This window comes from Cryptosporangium sp. NPDC051539, assembly GCF_044454545.1.
In the GTDB taxonomy this organism is placed as follows: domain Bacteria; phylum Actinomycetota; class Actinomycetes; order Mycobacteriales; family Cryptosporangiaceae; genus Cryptosporangium.
In genome coordinates this window covers 296412-315846 of record NZ_JBITDV010000001.1, presented here as the reverse complement: position 1 = coordinate 315846, position 19435 = coordinate 296412, and the positions used below count along the sequence as shown (strand labels likewise).

Sequence of the window (19435 nt, the reverse complement as noted above, 5' to 3'; positions counted from 1 at the left end):
CAAGGCCGGTGCCGCCTCCTCGACGGCACCGGCGGACCGCGAAACTACCGCGGCCCCCCGACAAAAAGCCGCCCCGGCCGTCACCGCGGGCGATCGAACTGGTTGCGGTACTGCCGCTGCGCCACCCGCATCGTGGCTTTCCGCTCCGCGCGCAGCCGGGCGTCGGTCCGGGACGCGGCCCACTCGTTCTCGCGGACGAGTTTGCGGTAGCTCTCCAGCCGCCGCGCGGGCAGCGCCCCGGAGTCGATCGCGGCTCGCACCGCGCACCCGGGTTCGCTGCCGTGCGCGCAGTCGCGGAACCGGCAGTCCGGGGCCAGCGCGTCGATGTCGGCGAACGCGAGACCGAGGCCTTCGCCGGCGTCGAACAGGCCGACGCCCCGCAGTCCGGGCGTGTCGATGAGGACACCCCGGCCGCCGCGCAGCGGGATCATCTCGCGCCGCACGGTGGTGTGCCGGCCCTTGCCGTCGGCCGCGCGGACGCCCCGCACGGCCAGTTCGGCGCCGGTCAGCGCGGTCGCGAGGGTGGACTTGCCGACGCCGGACGGCCCGATGAGCACCACGGTGCCGGTGAGCTCGGCGGCGAGCGCGTCGAGCCCGTGGCCGGCCACGGCGCTCACCGCCAGCACGTCGGCCCCGACGGCGACGCCGCCGAGCGACTCCAGGGCCGGACCGGCGTCCGGACAGGCATCGGTCTTGGTGAGGACCACGACGGGCTGGGCGCCGCTCTCCCAGGCCAGCGCCAGCAGACGTTCGGCGCGGCCGAGGTCGACGTCCACCGTGGCCGCGACGACGACCGCGACGACGTCGACGTTGGCGGCCAGGACCTGGCCGTGGGAGAGCCCGGACGCGGAGGCGCGCACCAGCGCGGTGCGGCGCGGCAGGACCGCGTGGACGGACGCGCCGGAGAGCGCGACCCAGTCGCCGGTGCACACGTCGGTGCGGGAGAACTCGGCGTGGGTCGCACCGGTGGGGGTGAGGACGCCGCACCGGCCGCGGTCGACGCGGACCACGCGGCCCGGGACCAGGCCCCCGGCGGAGTGCGGCGCGAACGCGTCCGCCCAGGTGGCATCCCAGCCGTACAGATCGAGAAGAGAAGACAACGCAGGAACCCTTTACGGGTAGGCGGTCCCGGGATTCAGCCGGTGACCGGTCGGAGAGAGGGCCGGATGCTGCGCCCCGCCCACGAGAGGCGTGGGGCAGCGTCAACCACGGTGGCGGCCATGCACACCTCCCTCTCCGTTCCTGTCCGGCCCGGACGCTACCGGCCGCGAATTCGCGGCGCATCCGAATATTCGCGTGCCACGCTCACCGGCGTGAGCCGGCTGCCCGCCACGTTCTGGTGCGTCTGGACCGTCCAGGTCCTCAACCGCGCCGGGTCGGTCGTGCTGTTCCTGCTCGCGTTCTACCTGACCGGCGAACGGGGCTTCGGCCCGGCGGCGGTGGGGCTGGTGCTCTCGGCGGCCGGGTTCGGCGGGATGGCCGGGGCACTCGCCGGGGGACAGCTCGCCGACCGGTGGGGTCGCCGCCCGACGCTGATCACCGGCTTGCTCGCCAACGCCGCCGCGCTCAGCGCGCTGGGCCTGGCCCGGTCGTTGCCGCTGATCGTCGCGGCGGCGTTCGCGACCGGCGCGACCAGAGGCCTGCACGAGCCCGCGCTGGCCGCCGTCGCCGTGGACGTGGTGGACCCGGCCGACCGGATGCGGGCGTTCAGCCTGCTGTACTGGGCGCAGAACCTCGCCAACGGCGTCGCGGCGCTCGGCGGTGGGCTGCTGGCCGGTGTCGACCTGCGGCTGGTGTTCGCGGTGGACGTCGCCACCGGCGTCACCGCCGCCGGGCTGGTCGCGGTCCTGGTCCGGGAGACCCGCCCCGACCCGGCCGGGCGGCCCGGGGCCCGCACCCGGATCCGGCACGACCGCGTCTTCCTCGGACTGTGCGCGACCGGGCTGCTGACCGCGCTGGTGTTCGGGCAGCACCTGACCGCGCTCCCGCTCTCGATGGCCGCCGACGGCCTGCCGGCCCGGGCGTACGGGCTGGTCATCGCCGTGAACACGGCCCTGATCGGCGCCGGGCAGCTGTTCGCGCCCCGGGTCACCGGCCGGGCCGACCCGTCGCGGCTGCTGGCCCTCACCGCAGTGAGCGCCGGGACCGGGTTCGGCCTCACCGGCCTGGCCGGCTCCCTGCCCGGGTACGCGGGCACGGTCGTGGTGTGGACGCTCGCCGAGATCCTGATGGTGCCGGCGGTCTCGGCGTTGCTGGCCGCCCTGTCACCGGCCACCGCCCGGGGCCGCTACCAGGGGGTCTACGGGCTGACGTCCGGGGCCGGGCTGGCCGTGGCTCCGGTGGCCGGCGGTCTGCTGCTGGGGCCGCCGCTGTGGATCGCGTGCGTCGCGACCGGGGGTCTCACCGCCGCGATCCACCTGGCCTGCGGCCCGGCCCGGCGCCGGAGGACGCGCTAGCCCACCGGGGCGCCCGCGTCCGCGCCTGCGTTTGCGTCGGGGCGGGGCGGCAGGGGCAGCGGCACCGCGGGCAGCCCGTCGACGCTCGCGCGGTTGAATTCCTTGCTCGCGCAGTAGTGCGCGAACCCGTCCTCGCCCTTGCGTCCGAAGTACTCGGCGTGCATCGTGCGTTCCTCGCGGTACTCCATCAGCGGCACCGCGAAGCCGCAGCTGTCGCTGATCCGTTCCGCGGTGACCACGATGATGGCGCGCACTCCGACCGCGTCGGCGCCGGCCAGTGCGGGCATCAGCGCGGCGAACCGCGGGTCGTCGCGGAACACCGGCTCGCCCCGCCCGTGCACGCGCAGCACGGTCGGCGGGCCGGTGAACGCGCACCACATGAGCGTGATCCTCCCGTTCTCGCGCAGGTGGGCGATGGTCTCGGCGTGGCTGCCGCCGAAGTCGAGGTAGGCCAGCGTCCTCTCGCCGAGGACCGCGAGCGACCCCGACCGGCCCTTCGGGGAGAGGTTCACCGAGCCGTCCCCGGACAGTGGTGCGGTGGCGACGAAGAACACCGGTTGCGCGTCGATGAACGTCCGGAGCCGGTCATCGATCCGTTCGTACGTTTTGCCCATACGCCGATCGTCCGTCGGCGGACCCACCGACGACCGTACATGCTTGACAAGGAATATAACTTGAAGGGCATGGATGTCACCCTGAGCCAGGCCGACGGCCGCTACGTCCTACGCCTGCGACGCCACCTCGCGCACCCGCCCGCCCGCGTCTGGCGTGCCCTGACCACACCGGAGGAACTGCGGCACTGGTTCCCGGCCGACCTCGACGGCGCGCTCGAACCCGGCGGCGTGCTCACGTTCACGTTCCGCGAGGGAGAGGCCCCGCCCTCCGGCGGCACGGTCGTCGCGCTCGAACCCGGGCACCTCTTCGAGTTCACCTGGCAGGACGAGACCCTGCGCTGGGAACTGGCGCCCGACGGCGGCGGCACCCTGCTCACGTTCACCCACACGTTCGACGACGGTCCCGGCGCGGCCGGCTTCGCCGCCGGCTGGGTCGCCTGTCTCGGCGCCCTCGACGCGGCCCTGTCGGGCACGACGACGTCCGCGGGGTGGTCGGCCGAGCTCCACGACCGCTTCCTCGACACGTTCGGCCTGCGCGAAGGCGTCCTCGAGACCACCCCGGCCGGGTGGCGCGTCCGGTTCGTCCGCCAGCTCACCCGGCCCGCCGACGTCGTCGAGAAGGTCCTGGCCGACATGGCCTCGACCCCCGGCCGGACGCCGCTCCCGGACGCCGACTGGCAATTCACCCCCGGCCCCGGCGGCGCCCGCGCCGTGCTCACGGTGACCGGCTCCGACACGTCCGCCGACCAGGCCTACGCGGACGCCCGGCGGGCGCTGGACGAGCTCGCGGCGCAGCTGCGGCGCCGCTGACCGGTCACCAGCTCCCGGCCCGGACCGGCATCGGGGCCGGCAGCAGCCGGTCGAGGTGATTGCGCAGGACGCCGAGCGCCTCCTCGACGCTGCGCGAGCCGCCCAGCACGCTGGTGGCCAGCCCGGACGACATCGCGAGCAGGCCGACGGCCTCGGCCCGCGGGTCCGACGGCGGGCGCAGCACCATACGCAACTGCTGCACGAGCAGTTCCTCGCGGGCGTCCGGACCGGCCAGCACGGCCTGCGCGGCGATCGTGGAGTCGGTCATCGCCAGCACCGCGAACGCCGCGTGGGCCAGGTGGAACCGGCGCGTGTCCGGATCGGTCGGCAACAGCGCGGCCAGCGTCGCCTCGATGACCGTCCGCGGCGACGGACCGGCCTCCTCGACCCGCGCCGTGGCTTCCTCGGCCAGGCGGCGGTTGAGGTACGCGGCGGTGAAGAGCAGCAACTGCTCCTTGCTGGGGAAGTAGTACTGCACGAGGCGCAGCGAGACACCGGCCTCGGAGGCCACTTCCCGCAGGCTCATCCCGTGCAGGCCGTGGACGCCCACGACTCGCAGCAGCGCGTCCGCGATCTCGCGCCGTCGTTGCTGATGGTCCACCCGTTTCGGCATGGATCCGTGCCTCCGTCCGGTCTGCCCACCCGTTTCTCACTGGTACGTCCGGTCACACGGATTCCTTGGATCACAGGTTCACCAGTTCTCTATGGACCGAACGAACGGGGACAGACCTCCACCGAACGGGCATTACTCGGGCGTGGCGCGCGCCCGGCCACGCCACACAGGACCGTTTTCTCACAAACCTCACATGTGACGTGGTTTCGTACTCCCTGCCCGAAACATCCAATGGAGGGGACGTACATGGCAAGCAAGACAGCACGAACCGTGGCTCTGGTCCTGGCCGGACTGGCGGCCACCGGAGGCGCGGTCGTCGGCATGGCCGGCACCGCCCAGGCGGCCGCACCGGCCACCCACCACGCCACCGGCTACAACGGCGGCTACGGCGGCGGGTACTACGGCTGGGACGGCGACGAGGGCGACATCGTCGCCGTGTTCGGCAGCCGCCGCCAGTGCGAGTGGGCCGGCCGGGTCGGGGAGTACCGCGGCTACTGGAACGACTACGACTGCGACTTCCTGCGCACCGGCTACCGCGGCTACTGGAAGACGCAATGGGGCAACAACATCAGCGGCTACTGGGAGGGCAACACCTGGCGCCACCGCGGCGTCTGGGTGCTGCGCGCCGAGGACTGCGACTGAGCTCCGCCTGAACCGCGCCTGAACCGCGGGCCGGCCCACCACGGCCGGCCCCGCCAACCGGCCCCACCCGGAAGCCCCCCAGCTCCGGGTGGGGCCGGCGTACGTTGTCGTGACATGAGCTACGCGAACGTCGACGGCCTGAACACCTACTACGAGACACACGGCACGGGCGACCCGCTCGTACTCCTGCACGGCGGCCTCGCGACCGCCGAGTCCTGGGCCGCCCAGATCCCCGACCTCGCGAAGCACTACCAGGTCATCGTCCCCGAGCGGCGCGGCCACGGACGCACCGCCGACGCCGACGGCCGCTACACCTACCGGCTGATGGCCGCCGAGACCGCCCGCCTCCTCGACACCCTCGGCGTCAGCGCCGCACACCTGGTCGGCTGGAGCGACGGCGCGATGGTCGCCGCGCTCGTCGCGATCGACCGCCCCGAACTCGTCGAGAAGATCGTCCTCATCGGCCAGTACTTCACCCCCGACGGCGCCGCCCCCGGTGTGCAGGCGCTGCTCGCCGACGCCGTCGCGATGACCGCCTGGGCCCGCGAGTCCTACGCCGCGCTCTCCCCGGACGGACCCGGCCACTTCGACGCCGTCACCGCCAAACTGCTGCGGATGTGGCGGGAAGACACCGGCATCCCCACCGACGAACTCGCCCGGATCACCGCGCCCGCCCTCGTGATGCAGGGCGACGGCGACTTCGTCACCGTCGAGCACAGCGCACACGTCACCCGCACGCTCGCCGAAGCGCAGCTCGCGGTCGTGCCCGGCACCTCGCACGGCCTGCCGATGGAGAAACCCGCACTCGTCAACCAGCTGCTGCTGGACTTCCTCGGCGGCGAGCACCCGCCGCAGCTCATCCCGCTCGTCACGCCCTGAGGCTCAGGCCTTCAAGCCGTCGAGCAGCACGGTGAGGACCCGGGCCCGCCGGTCCGGGTCCGCACCGGCCGCCTGCACCGCCTGCACCGCACCCACGAGCACCGCGATCAGCGTCGGCGTCCTGCGTCCGGCGCAGCAGCAGCTCCAGAAACCCGCGGCGGGGGGCACCCCGGCCCCCTCAACTTGACATAATGCACATTATCGGGGGGGACCGGAGACGGCAGCGGCTCAGCCCGCCACGTACGCCGCCAAGTGCTCACCGGTCAGCGTCGACCGGCCGGCCACCAACGCCGACGGCGTCCCCTCGAACACCACCCGGCCGCCGTCGTGGCCCGCACCCGGACCCAGATCGATGATCCAGTCCGCGTGCGCCATCACCGCCTGATGGTGCTCGATGACGATCACCGACTTCCCCGAATCCACCAGCCGGTCGAGCAACCCCAGCAACTGCTCCACATCGGCCAGATGCAGACCCGTCGTCGGCTCGTCCAGCACCAGCACCCCGGCCTTCTCACCCATCCGCGTCGCCAGCTTCAGCCGCTGCCGCTCCCCACCCGAGAGCGTCGTGAGCGGCTGCCCGATCCGCAGATACCCCAGCCCCACCTGCGCCAGCCGCGACAGGATCACGTGCGCCGCCGGCAGCTTCCCGGCACCACCGGCGAAAAACTCCTCCGCCTCGGCCACCGACATCCCCAGCACCTCGTTGATGTCTTTCGCCGCGTACCGATAGTCGAGAATCGCGGCCCGGAAACGCTTCCCCTCGCACTCCTCGCACACCGTCGCGACCCCGGCCATGATCGCCAGGTCGGTGTAGATGACCCCGACGCCCTTGCACACCGGGCACGCGCCCTCCGAATTCGGCGAGAACAACGCCGGCTTCACCGAGTTGGCCTTCGCGAACGCCTTCCGGATCGGCTCCAGCAACCCCGTGTACGTCGCCGGATTACTCCGCCGCGACCCGCGGATCGCCGTCTGGTCCACCGCCACCACACCCTCACGCGACGACACCGACCCGTGGATCAGCGACGACTTCCCCGACCCCGCCACCCCGGTCACCACGACCAGCACCCCGAGCGGCACGTCCACGTCGACATCGACCAGGTTGTGGGTACCGGCGCCGCGGATCTCCAGCGCCCCCGACGGCTCCCGCACCGACTCCTTCAACCGGGCCCGGTCGTCCAGATGCCGGCCGGTCAGCGTCCCGCTGCGCCGCAACGCCTCCACCGTGCCCTCGAACACCACCTCACCACCGGCCGAACCCGCCCCCGGCCCCAGATCCACCACGTGCTCGGCGATCGCGATCGCCTCCGGCTTGTGCTCGACCACCAGCACCGTGTTGCCCTTGTTCCGCAACTGCACCAGCAGATCGTTCATCCGCCGGATGTCGTGCGGGTGCAACCCGATCGTCGGCTCGTCGAACACGTACGTCACGTCGGTCAGCGCCGACCCCAGGTGCCGGATCATCTTCACCCGCTGCGACTCACCGCCCGACAACGTCCCGGACGCCCGCTCCAGCGACAAATACCCCAGACCGATCTCCGTGAACGACGCCAGCAACGCCCGCAGCGACGCCAGCAACGGCGCCACCGACGGCTCGGCCAGCGACCCCACCCACTCCGACAGATCACTGATCTGCATCCGGCACGCGTCCGCGATGCTCACACCCGCGATCGTCGACGACCGCGCCGCCTCCGACAGCCGCGCCCCCGCACACTCCGGGCACGTCCGGAACACCGCGATCCGCTCCACGAACGCCCGGATGTGCGGCTGCAGCGCGTCGACGTCCTTCGACAGATACGACTTCTGCACCGACGGAATCAGCCCGCTGTAGGTCAGGTTGATGCCGTCGACCTTGATCTTCGTCGCCTCCCGGTACAGCAGGTCGTCCCGCTCCCGCCGGGAGTACTTCGCGATCGGCTTGTCCGGATCGAAATACCCACAGCCCCGGAAAATCCGCCCGTACCAGCCCTCCATGCTGTACCCGGGGATCATGATCGCGCCCTCGTTCAACGACTTCGTCTCGTCGTAGAGCGCCGACAACTCGATGTCCGACACCGACCCCCGGCCCTCGCAGCGCGGGCACATCCCCCCGGTCACCGAGAACTCCCGGCGCTCCTTCACCGTCCGCCCGGCCTTCTCCCTCGTCACCGCACCCGCGCCGCTCACCGACGCCACGTTGAACGAGAACGCCTGCGGCGACCCGATGTGCGGACGGCCCAGCCGCGAGAACAGGATCCGCAGCATCGCGTTCGCGTCCGTCGCCGTCCCCACCGTCGACCGCGGATCCGCACCCAACCGCTGCTGATCGACGATGATCGCCGTCGTCAGCCCCTCCAGCACGTCCACCTCCGGACGCGCCAGCGACGGCAGGAACCCCTGCACGAACGTCGAATACGTCTCGTTGATCAACCGCTGCGACTCCGCGGCGATCGTCCCGAACACCAGCGAGCTCTTCCCCGAACCCGACACCCCGGTGAACACCGTCAGACGCCGCTTCGGAATCTCGACGCTGACGTCCTTCAAATTGTTCACCCGAGCCCCGACCACCCGGATCAGGTCATGACTGTCCGCGACGTCGGAGTCTCTCCGGGGCCCGCTCATGAATCTCCCTATCGTTGCTGGATACGCAGAAGGTTCCCCGACGGATCACGCACCGCACCGTCACGCACCCCGTACGGCTGGTCGGTCGGCTCCTGCACCACCTCGGCACCGGCCTCCACCAGCTGCGCGAACGTCGCGTCGACGTCCTTCGTCGCCAGGTTCAGACCCCCGTACGTACCCTTCGCCATCATCTCCGCGATCACCCGCCGCTCGTCCTCGGTGATCCCCGGGTCCGCCGCCGGCGGATGCAGCACCACCGACGTGTCGGGCTGGCCCTTCGGACCCACCGTGATCCAGCGCATGTCGCCGTACCCGACGTCCAGGCGCACCTCCCACCCGAGAACGTCCCGGTAGAACGCGATCGCGGCCTCGGGGTCGTTCTGCGGCAGGAACGAATTGAAAATCGTGATCTCCATGCCGGTCACGCTACGTGGCCACCGGCCGGCGACGCTTCTTGATTCGTGACCGATGACGGACGCAGCCGGACCGGACGGGTGACCTGCTTCGCCACGCACGACGGAATCCCGTCGGTCTCCGACGGCTCCTTCCGGAACGCACTCGGGGGGACGCCCACCAGCTCCGTGAAACGCGTCGAGAACGTGCCCAGCGACGAACACCCCACCGCGAAACACACCTCGGTGACACTCAGGTCACCCCGGCGCAGCAACGCCATCGCCCGCTCGATCCGCCGCGTCATCAAATACGAATACGGCGACTCCCCGTACGCCCGGCGGAACTCCCGGCTCAAATGACCGGCCGACAGATGCACGTCACGCGCCAGCGCCTCCACGTTCAACGGCTGCGCGTACTCACGATCGATCCGGTCCCTCACCCGGCGCAGCCGCACCAGGTCACGCAGATGCTCATCCTCTCGGCTGCTCACCTGCGTGATCGTGCCAGACCCGGAGCACTAACCGCGGACCGGCGGCCACACCACCGCGTCCTCCCGCAGCTCCGCGCACCACTCGTCCCACCGCGCCGCCCGCTCCGCCGTCAGGTAACCCCCCGAGTCCTCCGGCAACGCCGCACCCGGCCACCCCACCCGCACCCGGGCGTACGTCAGCGCACACGCCGCCGGCGTCGCCAGCAGATCCTCCGGGCACACCGGCTGCTCCAGCACCGTGTGCACGATCGGCTCCGCGAACCCCCACAACCCCAGCAGATACGCACTGGCCTGCGTCGACGTACACGCGAACGCCTCCCGCTCGGCCGCGGCCTGACTCCACGGATCCACCGACGCCTCCCGCACCCGCTCCCAACCCGCCGGATTCGCACCGATCTGCACCAGCAGACCCACCGTGTGCAGCAGACCGGACAGGAACGCGGCGCTGACCCCACCCCGGTCGCCGCCCTCACCGGCCGCGATCCGCCGGCACATCGCCGCCACCACCGTGCTGTAGTGAGCCACCGCGTCCAGGTCGAAACTCACCGGCACCGGCACCTCCGACCGCAACGCCGAACTGGCCAGCGCCAGCGCCTGGATCGCGTCGAACCCCAGCAGCACCACCGCGCCGTCCAGCGTGTCCACCGGATGCGGCGTGCAGAACACCCCCGAATTCACCAGCTTCAGCACCTCGGTCGCGGTCGCGATGTCCCCCTCGATCACCTCGACCAGGTCCGCGACCTCACAATCCGGCCGCGACGACACCTCCACGATCCGCGTATACACCGCGGGCGGGCGCGGCAACGCGTGCACCGACCCCAGAAACGCCTGGATCTGCCCCTCCGAGACCGCCCGCCGCACCTCCACGACCTGCTCGATCGCCGCCACCAGGTCCTCCGGCCGGCACGGCTTGAGCAGAAACCGCTGCGTCAGACCCAGCGCCGCGATCACCGACTCCCGATCGGTCTGCCCGGTCAGAATGATCCGCGCCGTCGACGGAAACCGCTCACGGACCGCGGCCATCACCGCCACCCCGTCCATGCCGGGCATCCGCATGTCACACACCAGGACGTCCACCGGCTGCGCGTCCATCAACGCCAGACCCTCCGGGCCCGAATTCGCGAACACCATCTCCCACTCGCCGCGCTGCCCCCGCAACATCCGCCGCAACCCGGACAGGATGTTCGGCTCGTCGTCGATGAACATCGCGCGCAACACGCTCACCAGCCCAGCACGGCTTCCAGCTCCGGCGCCTCCACCATCGCCGGCAGATTCAGCCGGAACGTCGTCCCCACCCCGATCTCCGACTCCACGTCGATCGACCCGCCATGTTTGCCCACCACACAGTTGTGGGCCATCGCCAAGCCCTGCCCGGTGCCCTTCCCGACCTCCTTGGTCGTGAAGAACGGATCGAAAATGCGGATCTTCGTGGCCTCGTCCATCCCGGTACCGGTGTCGGACACGCTGATCGTCACCGTGTCGCCCCGCCGCCGGGTCGCGATCCCGATCCGGCCCTGCGCACGCGCCCCGGTCGCCCGCTGCCGCTCCTCGATCGCGTGCGCCGCATTGACCACCAGGTTCAGCACCACCTGCTTGAGCTCGCCCTCGTAACACGGCACCAGCCCCAGATCCGCGTCGAGATCCAGATCCATCTCCGCGACGTACTTCCACTCGTTGCGCGACACCTGCACCGTCGACTCCACGGCCCGGTTCAGATCCGTCTCCACCCGCCCCTGCCCCGGATGCGAGAACTCCTTCATCGCCCGGACGATCTCCGCGACCCGCCCGATGCCCTCCAGCGTCTGCTCCAGCGCGCTCGGAATCTCCGTACCGAGAAAATCCAGGTCGAGGCCGTCGACCAGCAGACGCAACCGGGCCCGCAGATCCTCCACCGTCGCCTGACCACCGGCCCGCGGATCCTGCTCCGCGCCCCGCGCCACGTTCGCGATCGACCGCAACGCCTCCAGCACGTCGGTGAACGAATCCGCGAGGAACATCGCGTTGTCCGACACGTACTGCACCGGCGTGTTGATCTCGTGCGCCAGACCCGCCGCGAGCTGACCGATCGACTCCAGCCGCGTCGCCTGGGCCAGCTGCCGCTCCAGCGCCGTGATCCGGGTGACATCGGCACCGACGCCGATCACCCCGGCCGCCCCGGAACCCTCGGTGTGCCGCGGCAACACGCTCAGCAGAAGCGTCCGCGGCTGCCCGTCGGCGTCCTTCACCGCCACCGACCGGTCCGTCACCGCCGACCCGCTCTCGAGCACCTGCTGCTCCAGATCCGCGATCACCGGGCCCAGCCCGTCGTCGCCGTCCAGGTCGGTCTCCCGCAGGCCCACCAGCAGACCCTCGTCGCCCACCCCGCGCAACCGCGCGTACGCCCGGTTCCCCCCCAGGTACCGGTGCGACAGATCCTTCCAGAACACCACGTGGGGGATCGTGGCCAGCACACCGGCCAGCAACTCCCGTTCCCCCCACAACTCGCGCGCGACCGCTTCCGCCCGCGCCGCGGTCCGCTGCGCCTCCGCCGCGATCTGACGCCGCTCGGTCACGTCCTCCAGCGACACGACCGAGTACCGCCCGGCGCCGTCCTCGAACGTCGACAGCGAGAACGCGACGCAGTACGGCCGGCCGTCCTTCGTGACCGTCTCGAACTCGGCGGCCACGTACCCGCCCGGCTCCAGACCGGCCTCGCAGCCGGCCAGCGTGCCCGCGTCCGCCACCGGCCCGCGGGCGAGCAGCACCAGCGGATCGGCGCCGAGCGCCTCGGCCTCGCTGAAGCCGGTACACGAACTGAACGCGGGGTTGATCCAGATGATCTGCCTGGTCGCGTCGGTCATCGCCAGGCCCAGCGGCGTGAGCAGGGCCCCCTGGGCCAGCCTCCGCGTCATCTCCGAGGAAGGACCGGTCATAACCGATAAGATACGGCGAAAACTCCGTAAAAGGTATAAGTCAGGTCAGGTGAGCCCATGCCGCGCATCCTCATGGTCGACGACGAACCCCGAGTCCTCGACGGCGTCCGACGCAACCTCGCCCAGCACTACACCCTCCAAGTCGCCCTCTCCGGCGACGAAGCCCTCACCATCCTCGACCACAACCGCCACGCCACCGACCCGTTCGCCGTCGTCATCTCCGACATGATGATGCCCCACATGAACGGCGCCCAATTCCTCGCCAAAGCCCACGAAATCACCCCCGACGCCGTCCTCATGATCCTCTCCGGCCAAGCCGACCTCCCCTCCACCATCGCCGCCGTCAACCACAGCAACCTCTTCCGATTCATCGGCAAACCCTGCAGCCCCCACGCCCTGCGCACCGCCATCGACGACGCCCTCCGCCAATACCAACTCCTGCACACCGAACGCGAACTCCTCCACCACACCCTCGCCGGAGCCGTCGACGTCCTCACCCAACTCCTCTCACTCGGCAACCCCGACGCCTACAGCCGCGCCCGCCACACCAGCAAACTCGTCGACACCGCCGCCAAAACCCTCCTCCTCGACCACCTCTGGGAACTCCGCACCGCCGCCAAACTCAGCCAAATCGGCCTCGTCGCCCTCCCACCCACCCTCGTCGACCGCGTCGAAAACACCCCCGACGCCACCGACGCCGAACGCGCCGCCTACGCCACCCACCCCCAAGCCGCCCACGACCTCCTCGCCCGCATCCCCCGGCTCGAACGCGTCGCCCGCTGGATCGCACTCCAGAACACCGACGGCGGCCAACCCGGCGACGACGACCAGGAAAGCCGCTGCATCGACGTCCTCGCCGTCGCCACCAAATTCACCACCGCCCGGAAAAACACCACCGAAACCCCCGACACCACCGCCCGACGCCTCACCGGCACCTGCCGCCACCGCCCCGACGTCCTCACCGCCGTCCACCACGCCGCACTCGCCGCCGCCCGCACACCCACCGACGAAGACACCTCCACCATCGCCATCCGCGACCTCCGCATCGGCATGACGTTCCTCGACGACGTCTGCACCCTCACCGGCGCCACCCTCGTCCGCCGCGGAGACCCCGTCACCGAAGCCCTCCGCATCCGCCTCACCAAATTCGCCGACACCGTCGGCATCCGCGAACCCGTCCGCGTCACCGAAACCGACGGCGAAACCGACACCGACTGAACACGCCGAAGGGGGCGGCCCGCAGGCCGCCCCCTTCGCCGTCAACCCCCGGCTAGATCAGACCGAGACCCCGCACCGCGTCCCGCTCCTCGCCCAGCTCCGCCACCGACGCATCGATCCGCGCCCGCGAGAACTCATCGATCTCCAGCCCCTGCACGATCGAGAACTTCCCGTCCTTCGCCGTCACCGGGAACGACGAAATCAAACCCTCCGGCACACCGTACGAACCGTCCGACGGAATCGCCGCCGACGTCCAGTCACCCTCCGCCGTCCCGTTCACCCACGTGTGCACGTGATCGATCGCCGCATTCGCCGCCGACGCCGCCGACGACGCACCCCGCGCCTCGATGATCGCCGCACCACGCTTGGCCACCGTCGGGATGAACGTGTCCTTCAGCCAGCCCTCGTCCACCTGCTCCGCCGCGATCTTCCCGTTGACCTCGGTGTGGAACAGGTCCGGGTACTGGGTCGCCGAGTGGTTACCCCAGATCGTCAGCTTCCTGATCGCGGTCACCGGCACGTCCAGCTTGCTCGCCAGCTGCGAGATCGCCCGATTGTGGTCCAGCCGGGTCATCGCGGTGAACCGCTCCGCCGGCACGTCCGGCGCATGCGCCTGCGCGATCAACGCATTGGTGTTCGCCGGGTTACCGACCACCAGCACCTTCACGTCATCCGCCGCGACCGCGTTGATCGCCTCGCCCTGCGGCTTGAAGATCCCGCCGTTGGCCTCCAGGAGGTCACCGCGCTCCATGCCCTTCGTGCGGGGACGGGCACCCACCAGCAGCGCCACGTTCACCCCGTCGAACGCCACCCGCGGATCATCCGAGATGTCGACGCCGTGCAGCAGCGGGAACGCGCAGTCCGCCAGCTCCATCGCGGTGCCCTCGGCCGCCTTCAGCGCCGGAGTGATCTCCAGCAACCGCAGCTTGACCGGAACGTCGGGCCCCAGCAGATGCCCGGACGCGATCCGGAACAACAGCGCGTAGCCGATCTGTCCCGCCGCACCGGTGACCGTGACCGTCACTGGTCCCTGCGCCATTGCGCCTCCCACGTCTCGATTCCTGTTACGGGGACGCTACCCCCGCTCCCCGGGAGCGAGGCGGACCGGTCCCGCCGGTGTGACGCGTTTGGCTTTCCGGAGGTCGCGCTCTGACGTATGGGCTTGTTACTACGCCTGCGGGTCTTCCAGGATCTCCAGCATTTCCGGGATCCCGAAGAAGCGCGCGGTGTCGAGCGCGGACGGCCCGCCCGCGAGCGGATCGGCACCCGCACCGAGCAGTGCCCGGACACTGGTCTCCGAGCGGCGGAACACCGCGGCGGCCAGGGGCGTCTGGCCCTTGTCGTTGACGCGGTTCGCGTCGGCACCCCGCGACAGCAGCGCCGACACGGTCGCCGGATGGTCGTAGTAGGCCGCCAGGAGCAACAGCGAATCGCCCTTGTCGTTGGTGAGGTCCACCGGCAGGCCCGCGTCGATGTTGCGGGCCAGCACGTCGGACTGGCCTTCGCGGGCCGCGTCGAACATCCGGTGCGCGAAGGCCAGCGTTTCCTCGTCCAGTTCGTCGGCCACGGCGGTAACCCTAACCCTGCGCGGCGGCCCCCTCCCCTCTGGTGAGGGTTTGATCGGTGGGTGGGGTGTTTTCGGGCGTATGGGCTTGTTATTTTGAGTAGGAGTTGTCGGGGCGGAGCGCCAGAATGGACCCATGCGTATCCGGCTGCTCGGCCCTCTGGAGCTCCGGGACGCGTCCGACCGGCCGGTGCCGGTGACCGGCGTGCGCCAGCGGGCGCTGCTCTGCCGGCTGGCGCTCGACCCCGGCCGGCTGGTGACGGTCGACCGGCTGATCGACGACCTGTGGGGCGCCCGGGCGCCGTCGTCACCGGCGAACGCGCTGCAGTCGGCGGTGTCGCGTCTGCGACGCGACCTCGACCGCGCCGGGCCGCCCGGCCGCGACACGATCCGTTCGCATCCGGCCGGCTACCGGCTCGACCTCTCCCCCGGCCACGTCGACCTGCACGAGTGCGCGCGGCTGGCGGCCGCAGGCACCGCGGCGCTGCGCTCCGGTGACGCGGACGCCGCGGCGCGGCTGCTGCGCGAAGCCCTGGCCCTCTGGCACGGCCCGGCACTGGCCGACGCGGTCGGGGCACCGTTCGCCCCGGTCGCGGCCGAGCGCGCCGAGGCGCTGCGCCGGGCGACGCTGGAGGCCCGCGTCGACGCCGACCTGACCCGCGGTGCCGACGCCACCGGGCTGGTCGACGAGCTGACCGCGGCGTGCGCGGCCGATCCGCTGGCCGAGGGACTGGCCGCCCGCCTGGTGCGGGCCCTGACCGCCGACGGCCGCCGGGCCGAGGCGCTGCGCCGCTACGATGCCGTGCGCCGCACGCTCGCCGACGAACTGGGCGTCGACCCCGGCGCCGAGCTGCGGGCGGCGCACCTGGCCGCGCTGCAGGACGACGGGCCCGCCCGGCCGGACGTCGCGGGCCGGGCCGGCGACCGCAGGCCCGCACCGGTGCGGCGGGGGGCACTGCCGGCCGCGCTGACCAGCCTGGTGGGGCGCGAGCACGAGCTGGAACGCCTCGCCTCGCTGCTCGCGAGCGAGCGGCTGGTGACGCTCACCGGGCCCGGCGGGGCCGGGAAGACCCGGCTGGCCCTCGAGGCGGGCGCCGCCGACCCCGCTCCCGACGGGGTCTGGCTGATCGAGCTGGCCGGGCTCCCGCCCCGGGCACCGGCCGGGGCGGTCGCGGAGGCGGCCCTCGCCGTGCTGGCCCGTCCCCAGCTCAGCCGTCCCGAGCTCAGCTGGCCGGGTCCGGTGACCGAGCCGGACGCGGATCCGGTGGCCCGGCTCGGCGAACTGCTCGGCGGACGCCGGTTGCTGCTGGTGCTCGACAACGCCGAACACGTCGCCGACGCGGTCGCCGGTGTCGTCACCGCGGTGCTGGCCGCGGCGCCCGGCGTGCGGGCCCTGGTCACCAGCCGCGAGCCCCTGGGCGTGGTCGGCGAGGCGCTGGGCCCGGTGGGGCCACTGCCGGTCGACACCGCGGGCTCGGCCGCCGTGCGGCTGTTCGCCGAGCGGGCGGCCGCGGTCCGGCCCGGGTTCGTCCTCACCGACGACACCGCCGCCCACGTCGTGCGGATCTGCCGGGCGCTCGACGGGCTGCCGCTGGCCATCGAACTCGCGGCCGCGCGGCTGCGGTCGCTGAGCCTGCGCGAGGTCGCGTCCCGCCTCGACGACCGGCTCGCGCTGCTGGGCCGGGGCTCCCGGGGCGGCGTGCCGCGCCACCGCACGCTGCGTGCGGTGCTCGACGGCAGCTGGGAGCTGCTCAGCAGCCCCGAGCGCGTGCTCCTGCGCCGGCTCGCGATCTTCGCCGGAGCACCGTCGCTGGAGGGTGTCGACGCGGTGTGCGGGGCGGGCCTGCCCGGTGACGAGCTGCTCGACCTCGTCGGCGACCTCGTCGACCGGTCGCTGCTGGTGCCGGTCGACGGCCCGGACGGGCGTCGCTACCGCCTGCTGGAGACCGTCCGCGAGTACGCGGCCGAGCGCCTCGACGAGGCCGGGGAACGTGACCTGCTCGCCGCCGCCCACACCGCGTACGTGCTCGACGTGGCCGAACGCACCGAACCGCAGCTCCGTACGGCCGGGCAGCTGGTCGCGATCGCCCGTTTCCAGGCCTGGCACGCCGACCTCGACGCCGCCGGCACCCGCGCCCTGGCTGCCGGCGAACTGCGGGCCGCACGCCGGCTGGTCGCGGCCCGGACCTGGTTCTGGTGGCTCACCGGCCAGCGTCGCGCCGCCGGTGCGTGGGCCGAGCAGGCCCTGGCCGGCTGGGACGGTCACACGCTCGACGACACGATCGGGCTCTGCGTCCTCAGTGCGGCGGCCACCGCCCGGCGTCCGCTGGAGACGCCCTGGGCGCTCTCGCCGTCGCTCCTCGAGGGCCTGCAGGAGTTGCGGCACCCGGTGGGCGTGTTCGCGGCGGCCTGGCTGGCCGGTACCGGTGAGCAGCTGGACGAGGGCCGCCGGAAGGCGCGGATGCTGGTCGCGGCGGAGCGGTTCGCCGGCCACGCGGATCCGTGGTGCCGGGCCGCGAGCGCGTTACTGGCCGGGCACGCGGCCTGGGACGCCGGAGACACCGCCGGTGCCACCGCGGCGTTCGCGGCCGCCCGCGACGGGTTCGCCACGATCGGCGAGCGCTGGGGAATGCTGCTGTCGCTGTCGAGCGTCGCGATGGCCACCACGGTCCGCGACCCGCGGGCCGCCCTGCAGGCGCTGCTCGAGGCCGAGCGGATGGCCGAGGAACTCGACGGGCTCTCCGAGGTGCCGGAACTGCTGGTGCAGATCGCGACGCTCGCCGGGCGGCTCGGCGAGCAGGCGCGGGCAGCCGGGGCGCTGGATCGCGCGGAGGCGCTCGTCGAGCAGAGCGGCGACCCGTTGCTGGCCGCGCGGATCCGGCACGCCCGCGGCGAGGTCGCCCGCCACGCCGGTGACCTCGACCTGGCCGCGGCCGAGCTGTACACGGCACTGAAGGTGCTGGAGGCCGTCCCCGGCGGGGCACCGGCGTCGACCCGCTTCTCGGCCCAGCTGCTGTCGTGCCTGGGGCGGGTCGAAGCCGAGCGCGGGTCGGCCGCCGCCGCCGGGCGGCACGCGGAGGCGCTCGGGCGCGCCGGGCTCACCGGTGACGCGCCGCTCCGCGCCGACGTGCTGGAACGGTTCGCGGCCTGGTGCGCCACCAGCCCCTCGGGGGACGCCCGGGTGCAGGCACGTCGCGGCGCACGGGCCCTCGGGGCCGCCTGGGCACTCCGGCACCCGGGCGCCCGGCACCCCGGGGCGACGCCGGAGGGCGTGACGGCGGAGGGGGCGTCACCGGACGCGGCGGTGGCCCGGGAAGGCTGCCGGGCGGTGCTGGGCGACACCGGCTTCGACCGGTACTGGCGGGCCGGTACGGCGCTCGACGAACCGGAGCGGATGCTGGCCCCGTGATCACCTCCGACCTGCGCCCCGACTGCGGGCAGTGCGCGGCGCTCTGCTGCGTCGCGCTGCCGTTCGCCGCCTCGTCGGACTTCGCGCTCGACAAACCGGCCGGGCGTCCCTGCCTGAACCTGCGGGAGGACTTCGGCTGCGGCATCCACGACCGGCTCCGGCCGTCGGGGTTCGCCGGGTGCACGGTGTTCGACTGCCTCGGCGCCGGGCAGCACGTCACCCAGCACACGTTCGGCGGGCGCACGTGGCGAGAGGGCCCGCCGGTCGCCGAGCCGATGTTCGCGGTGTTCCCGCTGGTGCGGCAATTGTTCGAGCTGCGCTGGTACCTGCAGGAGGCGCTCACGTTCCGGACGGTCGCGCCGGTCCGCGCCGGCCTGACCGACGCGCTGGCCCGGACCCGGGCACTGGCCGACGCACCGGCCGAGGAGCTGCGGGCCCTGGACGTCGACGCGCACCGGGCCGCGGTCGTGCCGCTGCTGCGCCGGGCGAGCACGCGGGAACGCGAGGCCTCGGCCGGCGGCCGGCGGTCCGGACGCCGGGGTGCACCGGCCCGGCTCGCCGACCACGCGGGGGCCGACCTGATCGGCGCGGACCTCGGTGGCCGCACGCTGCGCGGGGCGAGTTTCCGCGGCGCCTACCTGATCCGGGCCTCGCTGCGGGGCGCCGACCTGCGGGCGGCCGACTTCACCGGAGCCGATCTGCGCGACGCCGACCTGCGTGGCGCCGACCTGTCCGGTGCGCTGTTCCTCGTCCCGCCCCAGCTCGCCGCCGCCCGCGGCGACCTCGGGACCGCGCTGCCGTCCCACCTGGACCGGCCGGGCCACTGGCTCTGAC

18 protein-coding genes are annotated in these 19435 nt (G+C 72.5%); 7 read left to right on the top strand and 11 right to left on the bottom strand.

Features of this window, described 5'->3' with window-relative positions; all coding sequences use genetic code 11:
* Positions 1-80: 80 nt before the first annotated feature.
* The gene (gene rsgA / locus ACIBZJ_RS01510) at positions 81-1100 is read right to left on the bottom strand and encodes a ribosome small subunit-dependent GTPase A (protein ID WP_395924271.1); all 1020 of its coding nucleotides are present in this window, start codon (positions 1098-1100) and stop codon (positions 81-83) included.
* Between the two features lie 213 nt (positions 1101-1313).
* On the opposite strand from rsgA, the gene ACIBZJ_RS01505 reads away from it, so the two are divergent.
* On the top strand, positions 1314-2456 hold the full coding sequence (locus ACIBZJ_RS01505; RefSeq protein ID WP_395924269.1) for an MFS transporter: 1143 nt from the start codon (positions 1314-1316) through the stop codon (positions 2454-2456).
* On the opposite strand, the gene ACIBZJ_RS01500 is transcribed toward ACIBZJ_RS01505, so the two are convergent.
* On the bottom strand, positions 2453-3070 hold the full coding sequence (locus tag ACIBZJ_RS01500; RefSeq protein ID WP_395924267.1) for a pyridoxamine 5'-phosphate oxidase family protein: 618 nt from the start codon (positions 3068-3070) through the stop codon (positions 2453-2455). The two genes, ACIBZJ_RS01505 and ACIBZJ_RS01500, sit on opposite strands and share 4 nt — an antisense overlap.
* A 69-nt stretch (positions 3071-3139) precedes the next feature.
* On the opposite strand from ACIBZJ_RS01500, the gene ACIBZJ_RS01495 reads away from it, so the two are divergent.
* Positions 3140-3880, top strand: a complete 741-nt coding sequence (locus tag ACIBZJ_RS01495; RefSeq protein ID WP_395924265.1) for an SRPBCC family protein — start codon at positions 3140-3142, stop codon at positions 3878-3880.
* 4 nt (positions 3881-3884) lie between these two features.
* On the opposite strand, the gene ACIBZJ_RS01490 is transcribed toward ACIBZJ_RS01495, so the two are convergent.
* A complete protein-coding gene (locus tag ACIBZJ_RS01490; protein WP_395924263.1) occupies positions 3885-4493 on the bottom strand; it encodes a TetR/AcrR family transcriptional regulator in 609 nt (202 codons plus the stop codon).
* A gap of 246 nt (positions 4494-4739) precedes the next feature.
* Between ACIBZJ_RS01490 and ACIBZJ_RS01485 the strand changes: the two genes are divergently transcribed.
* Entirely contained in the window at positions 4740-5135 is a 396-nt protein-coding gene (locus ACIBZJ_RS01485) for a hypothetical protein (RefSeq protein ID WP_395924261.1), read from the top strand.
* A 114-nt stretch (positions 5136-5249) separates the two neighbouring features.
* Positions 5250-6014: an alpha/beta fold hydrolase gene (locus ACIBZJ_RS01480; RefSeq protein WP_395924259.1), complete on the top strand. Its 765-nt coding sequence runs from the start codon at positions 5250-5252 to the stop codon at positions 6012-6014.
* 3 nt (positions 6015-6017) lie between these two features.
* On the opposite strand, the gene ACIBZJ_RS01475 is transcribed toward ACIBZJ_RS01480, so the two are convergent.
* The 6 genes from ACIBZJ_RS01475 to ACIBZJ_RS01450 are packed head-to-tail and all read right to left on the bottom strand — an operon-like array spanning position 6018 to position 12410.
* Positions 6018-6182, bottom strand: coding sequence for a hypothetical protein (locus tag ACIBZJ_RS01475; RefSeq protein WP_395924257.1), 165 nt, complete (start codon positions 6180-6182; stop codon positions 6018-6020).
* 60 nt (positions 6183-6242) lie between these two features.
* The gene (locus ACIBZJ_RS01470) at positions 6243-8615 is read right to left on the bottom strand and encodes an ATP-binding cassette domain-containing protein (protein ID WP_395924255.1); all 2373 of its coding nucleotides are present in this window, start codon (positions 8613-8615) and stop codon (positions 6243-6245) included.
* Between the two features lie 8 nt (positions 8616-8623).
* Entirely contained in the window at positions 8624-9031 is a 408-nt protein-coding gene (locus tag ACIBZJ_RS01465) for a VOC family protein (protein WP_395924253.1), read from the bottom strand.
* Positions 9032-9036: 5 nt separating this feature from the next.
* Positions 9037-9498 (bottom strand): helix-turn-helix transcriptional regulator, encoded by a 462-nt coding sequence (locus ACIBZJ_RS01460; protein ID WP_395924251.1) that lies wholly within the window; start codon positions 9496-9498, stop codon positions 9037-9039.
* 27 nt (positions 9499-9525) lie between these two features.
* Entirely contained in the window at positions 9526-10722 is a 1197-nt protein-coding gene (locus ACIBZJ_RS01455; protein WP_395924249.1) for an HDOD domain-containing protein, read from the bottom strand.
* Entirely contained in the window at positions 10719-12410 is a 1692-nt protein-coding gene (locus ACIBZJ_RS01450) for an ATP-binding protein (protein ID WP_395924247.1), read from the bottom strand. The genes ACIBZJ_RS01455 and ACIBZJ_RS01450 overlap by 4 nt, the downstream gene beginning before the upstream one ends.
* A 57-nt stretch (positions 12411-12467) precedes the next feature.
* On the opposite strand from ACIBZJ_RS01450, the gene ACIBZJ_RS01445 reads away from it, so the two are divergent.
* Entirely contained in the window at positions 12468-13628 is a 1161-nt protein-coding gene (locus ACIBZJ_RS01445) for an HD domain-containing phosphohydrolase (protein ID WP_395924245.1), read from the top strand.
* A 52-nt stretch (positions 13629-13680) separates the two neighbouring features.
* On the opposite strand, the gene ACIBZJ_RS01440 is transcribed toward ACIBZJ_RS01445, so the two are convergent.
* Together ACIBZJ_RS01440 and ACIBZJ_RS01435 are read right to left on the bottom strand one after the other, a co-directional pair.
* On the bottom strand, positions 13681-14667 hold the full coding sequence (locus ACIBZJ_RS01440; RefSeq protein ID WP_395924243.1) for a malate dehydrogenase: 987 nt from the start codon (positions 14665-14667) through the stop codon (positions 13681-13683).
* A 129-nt stretch (positions 14668-14796) separates the two neighbouring features.
* A complete protein-coding gene (locus ACIBZJ_RS01435; protein WP_395924241.1) occupies positions 14797-15195 on the bottom strand; it encodes an ankyrin repeat domain-containing protein in 399 nt (132 codons plus the stop codon).
* Between the two features lie 133 nt (positions 15196-15328).
* Between ACIBZJ_RS01435 and ACIBZJ_RS01430 the strand changes: the two genes are divergently transcribed.
* A complete protein-coding gene (locus ACIBZJ_RS01430; protein WP_395924239.1) occupies positions 15329-18601 on the top strand; it encodes a BTAD domain-containing putative transcriptional regulator in 3273 nt (1090 codons plus the stop codon).
* Positions 18598-19434, top strand: coding sequence for a pentapeptide repeat-containing protein (locus ACIBZJ_RS01425; protein WP_395924238.1), 837 nt, complete (start codon positions 18598-18600; stop codon positions 19432-19434). Before ACIBZJ_RS01430 ends, ACIBZJ_RS01425 begins: the two co-directional genes overlap by 4 nt.
* Position 19435 lies beyond the last annotated feature (1 nt).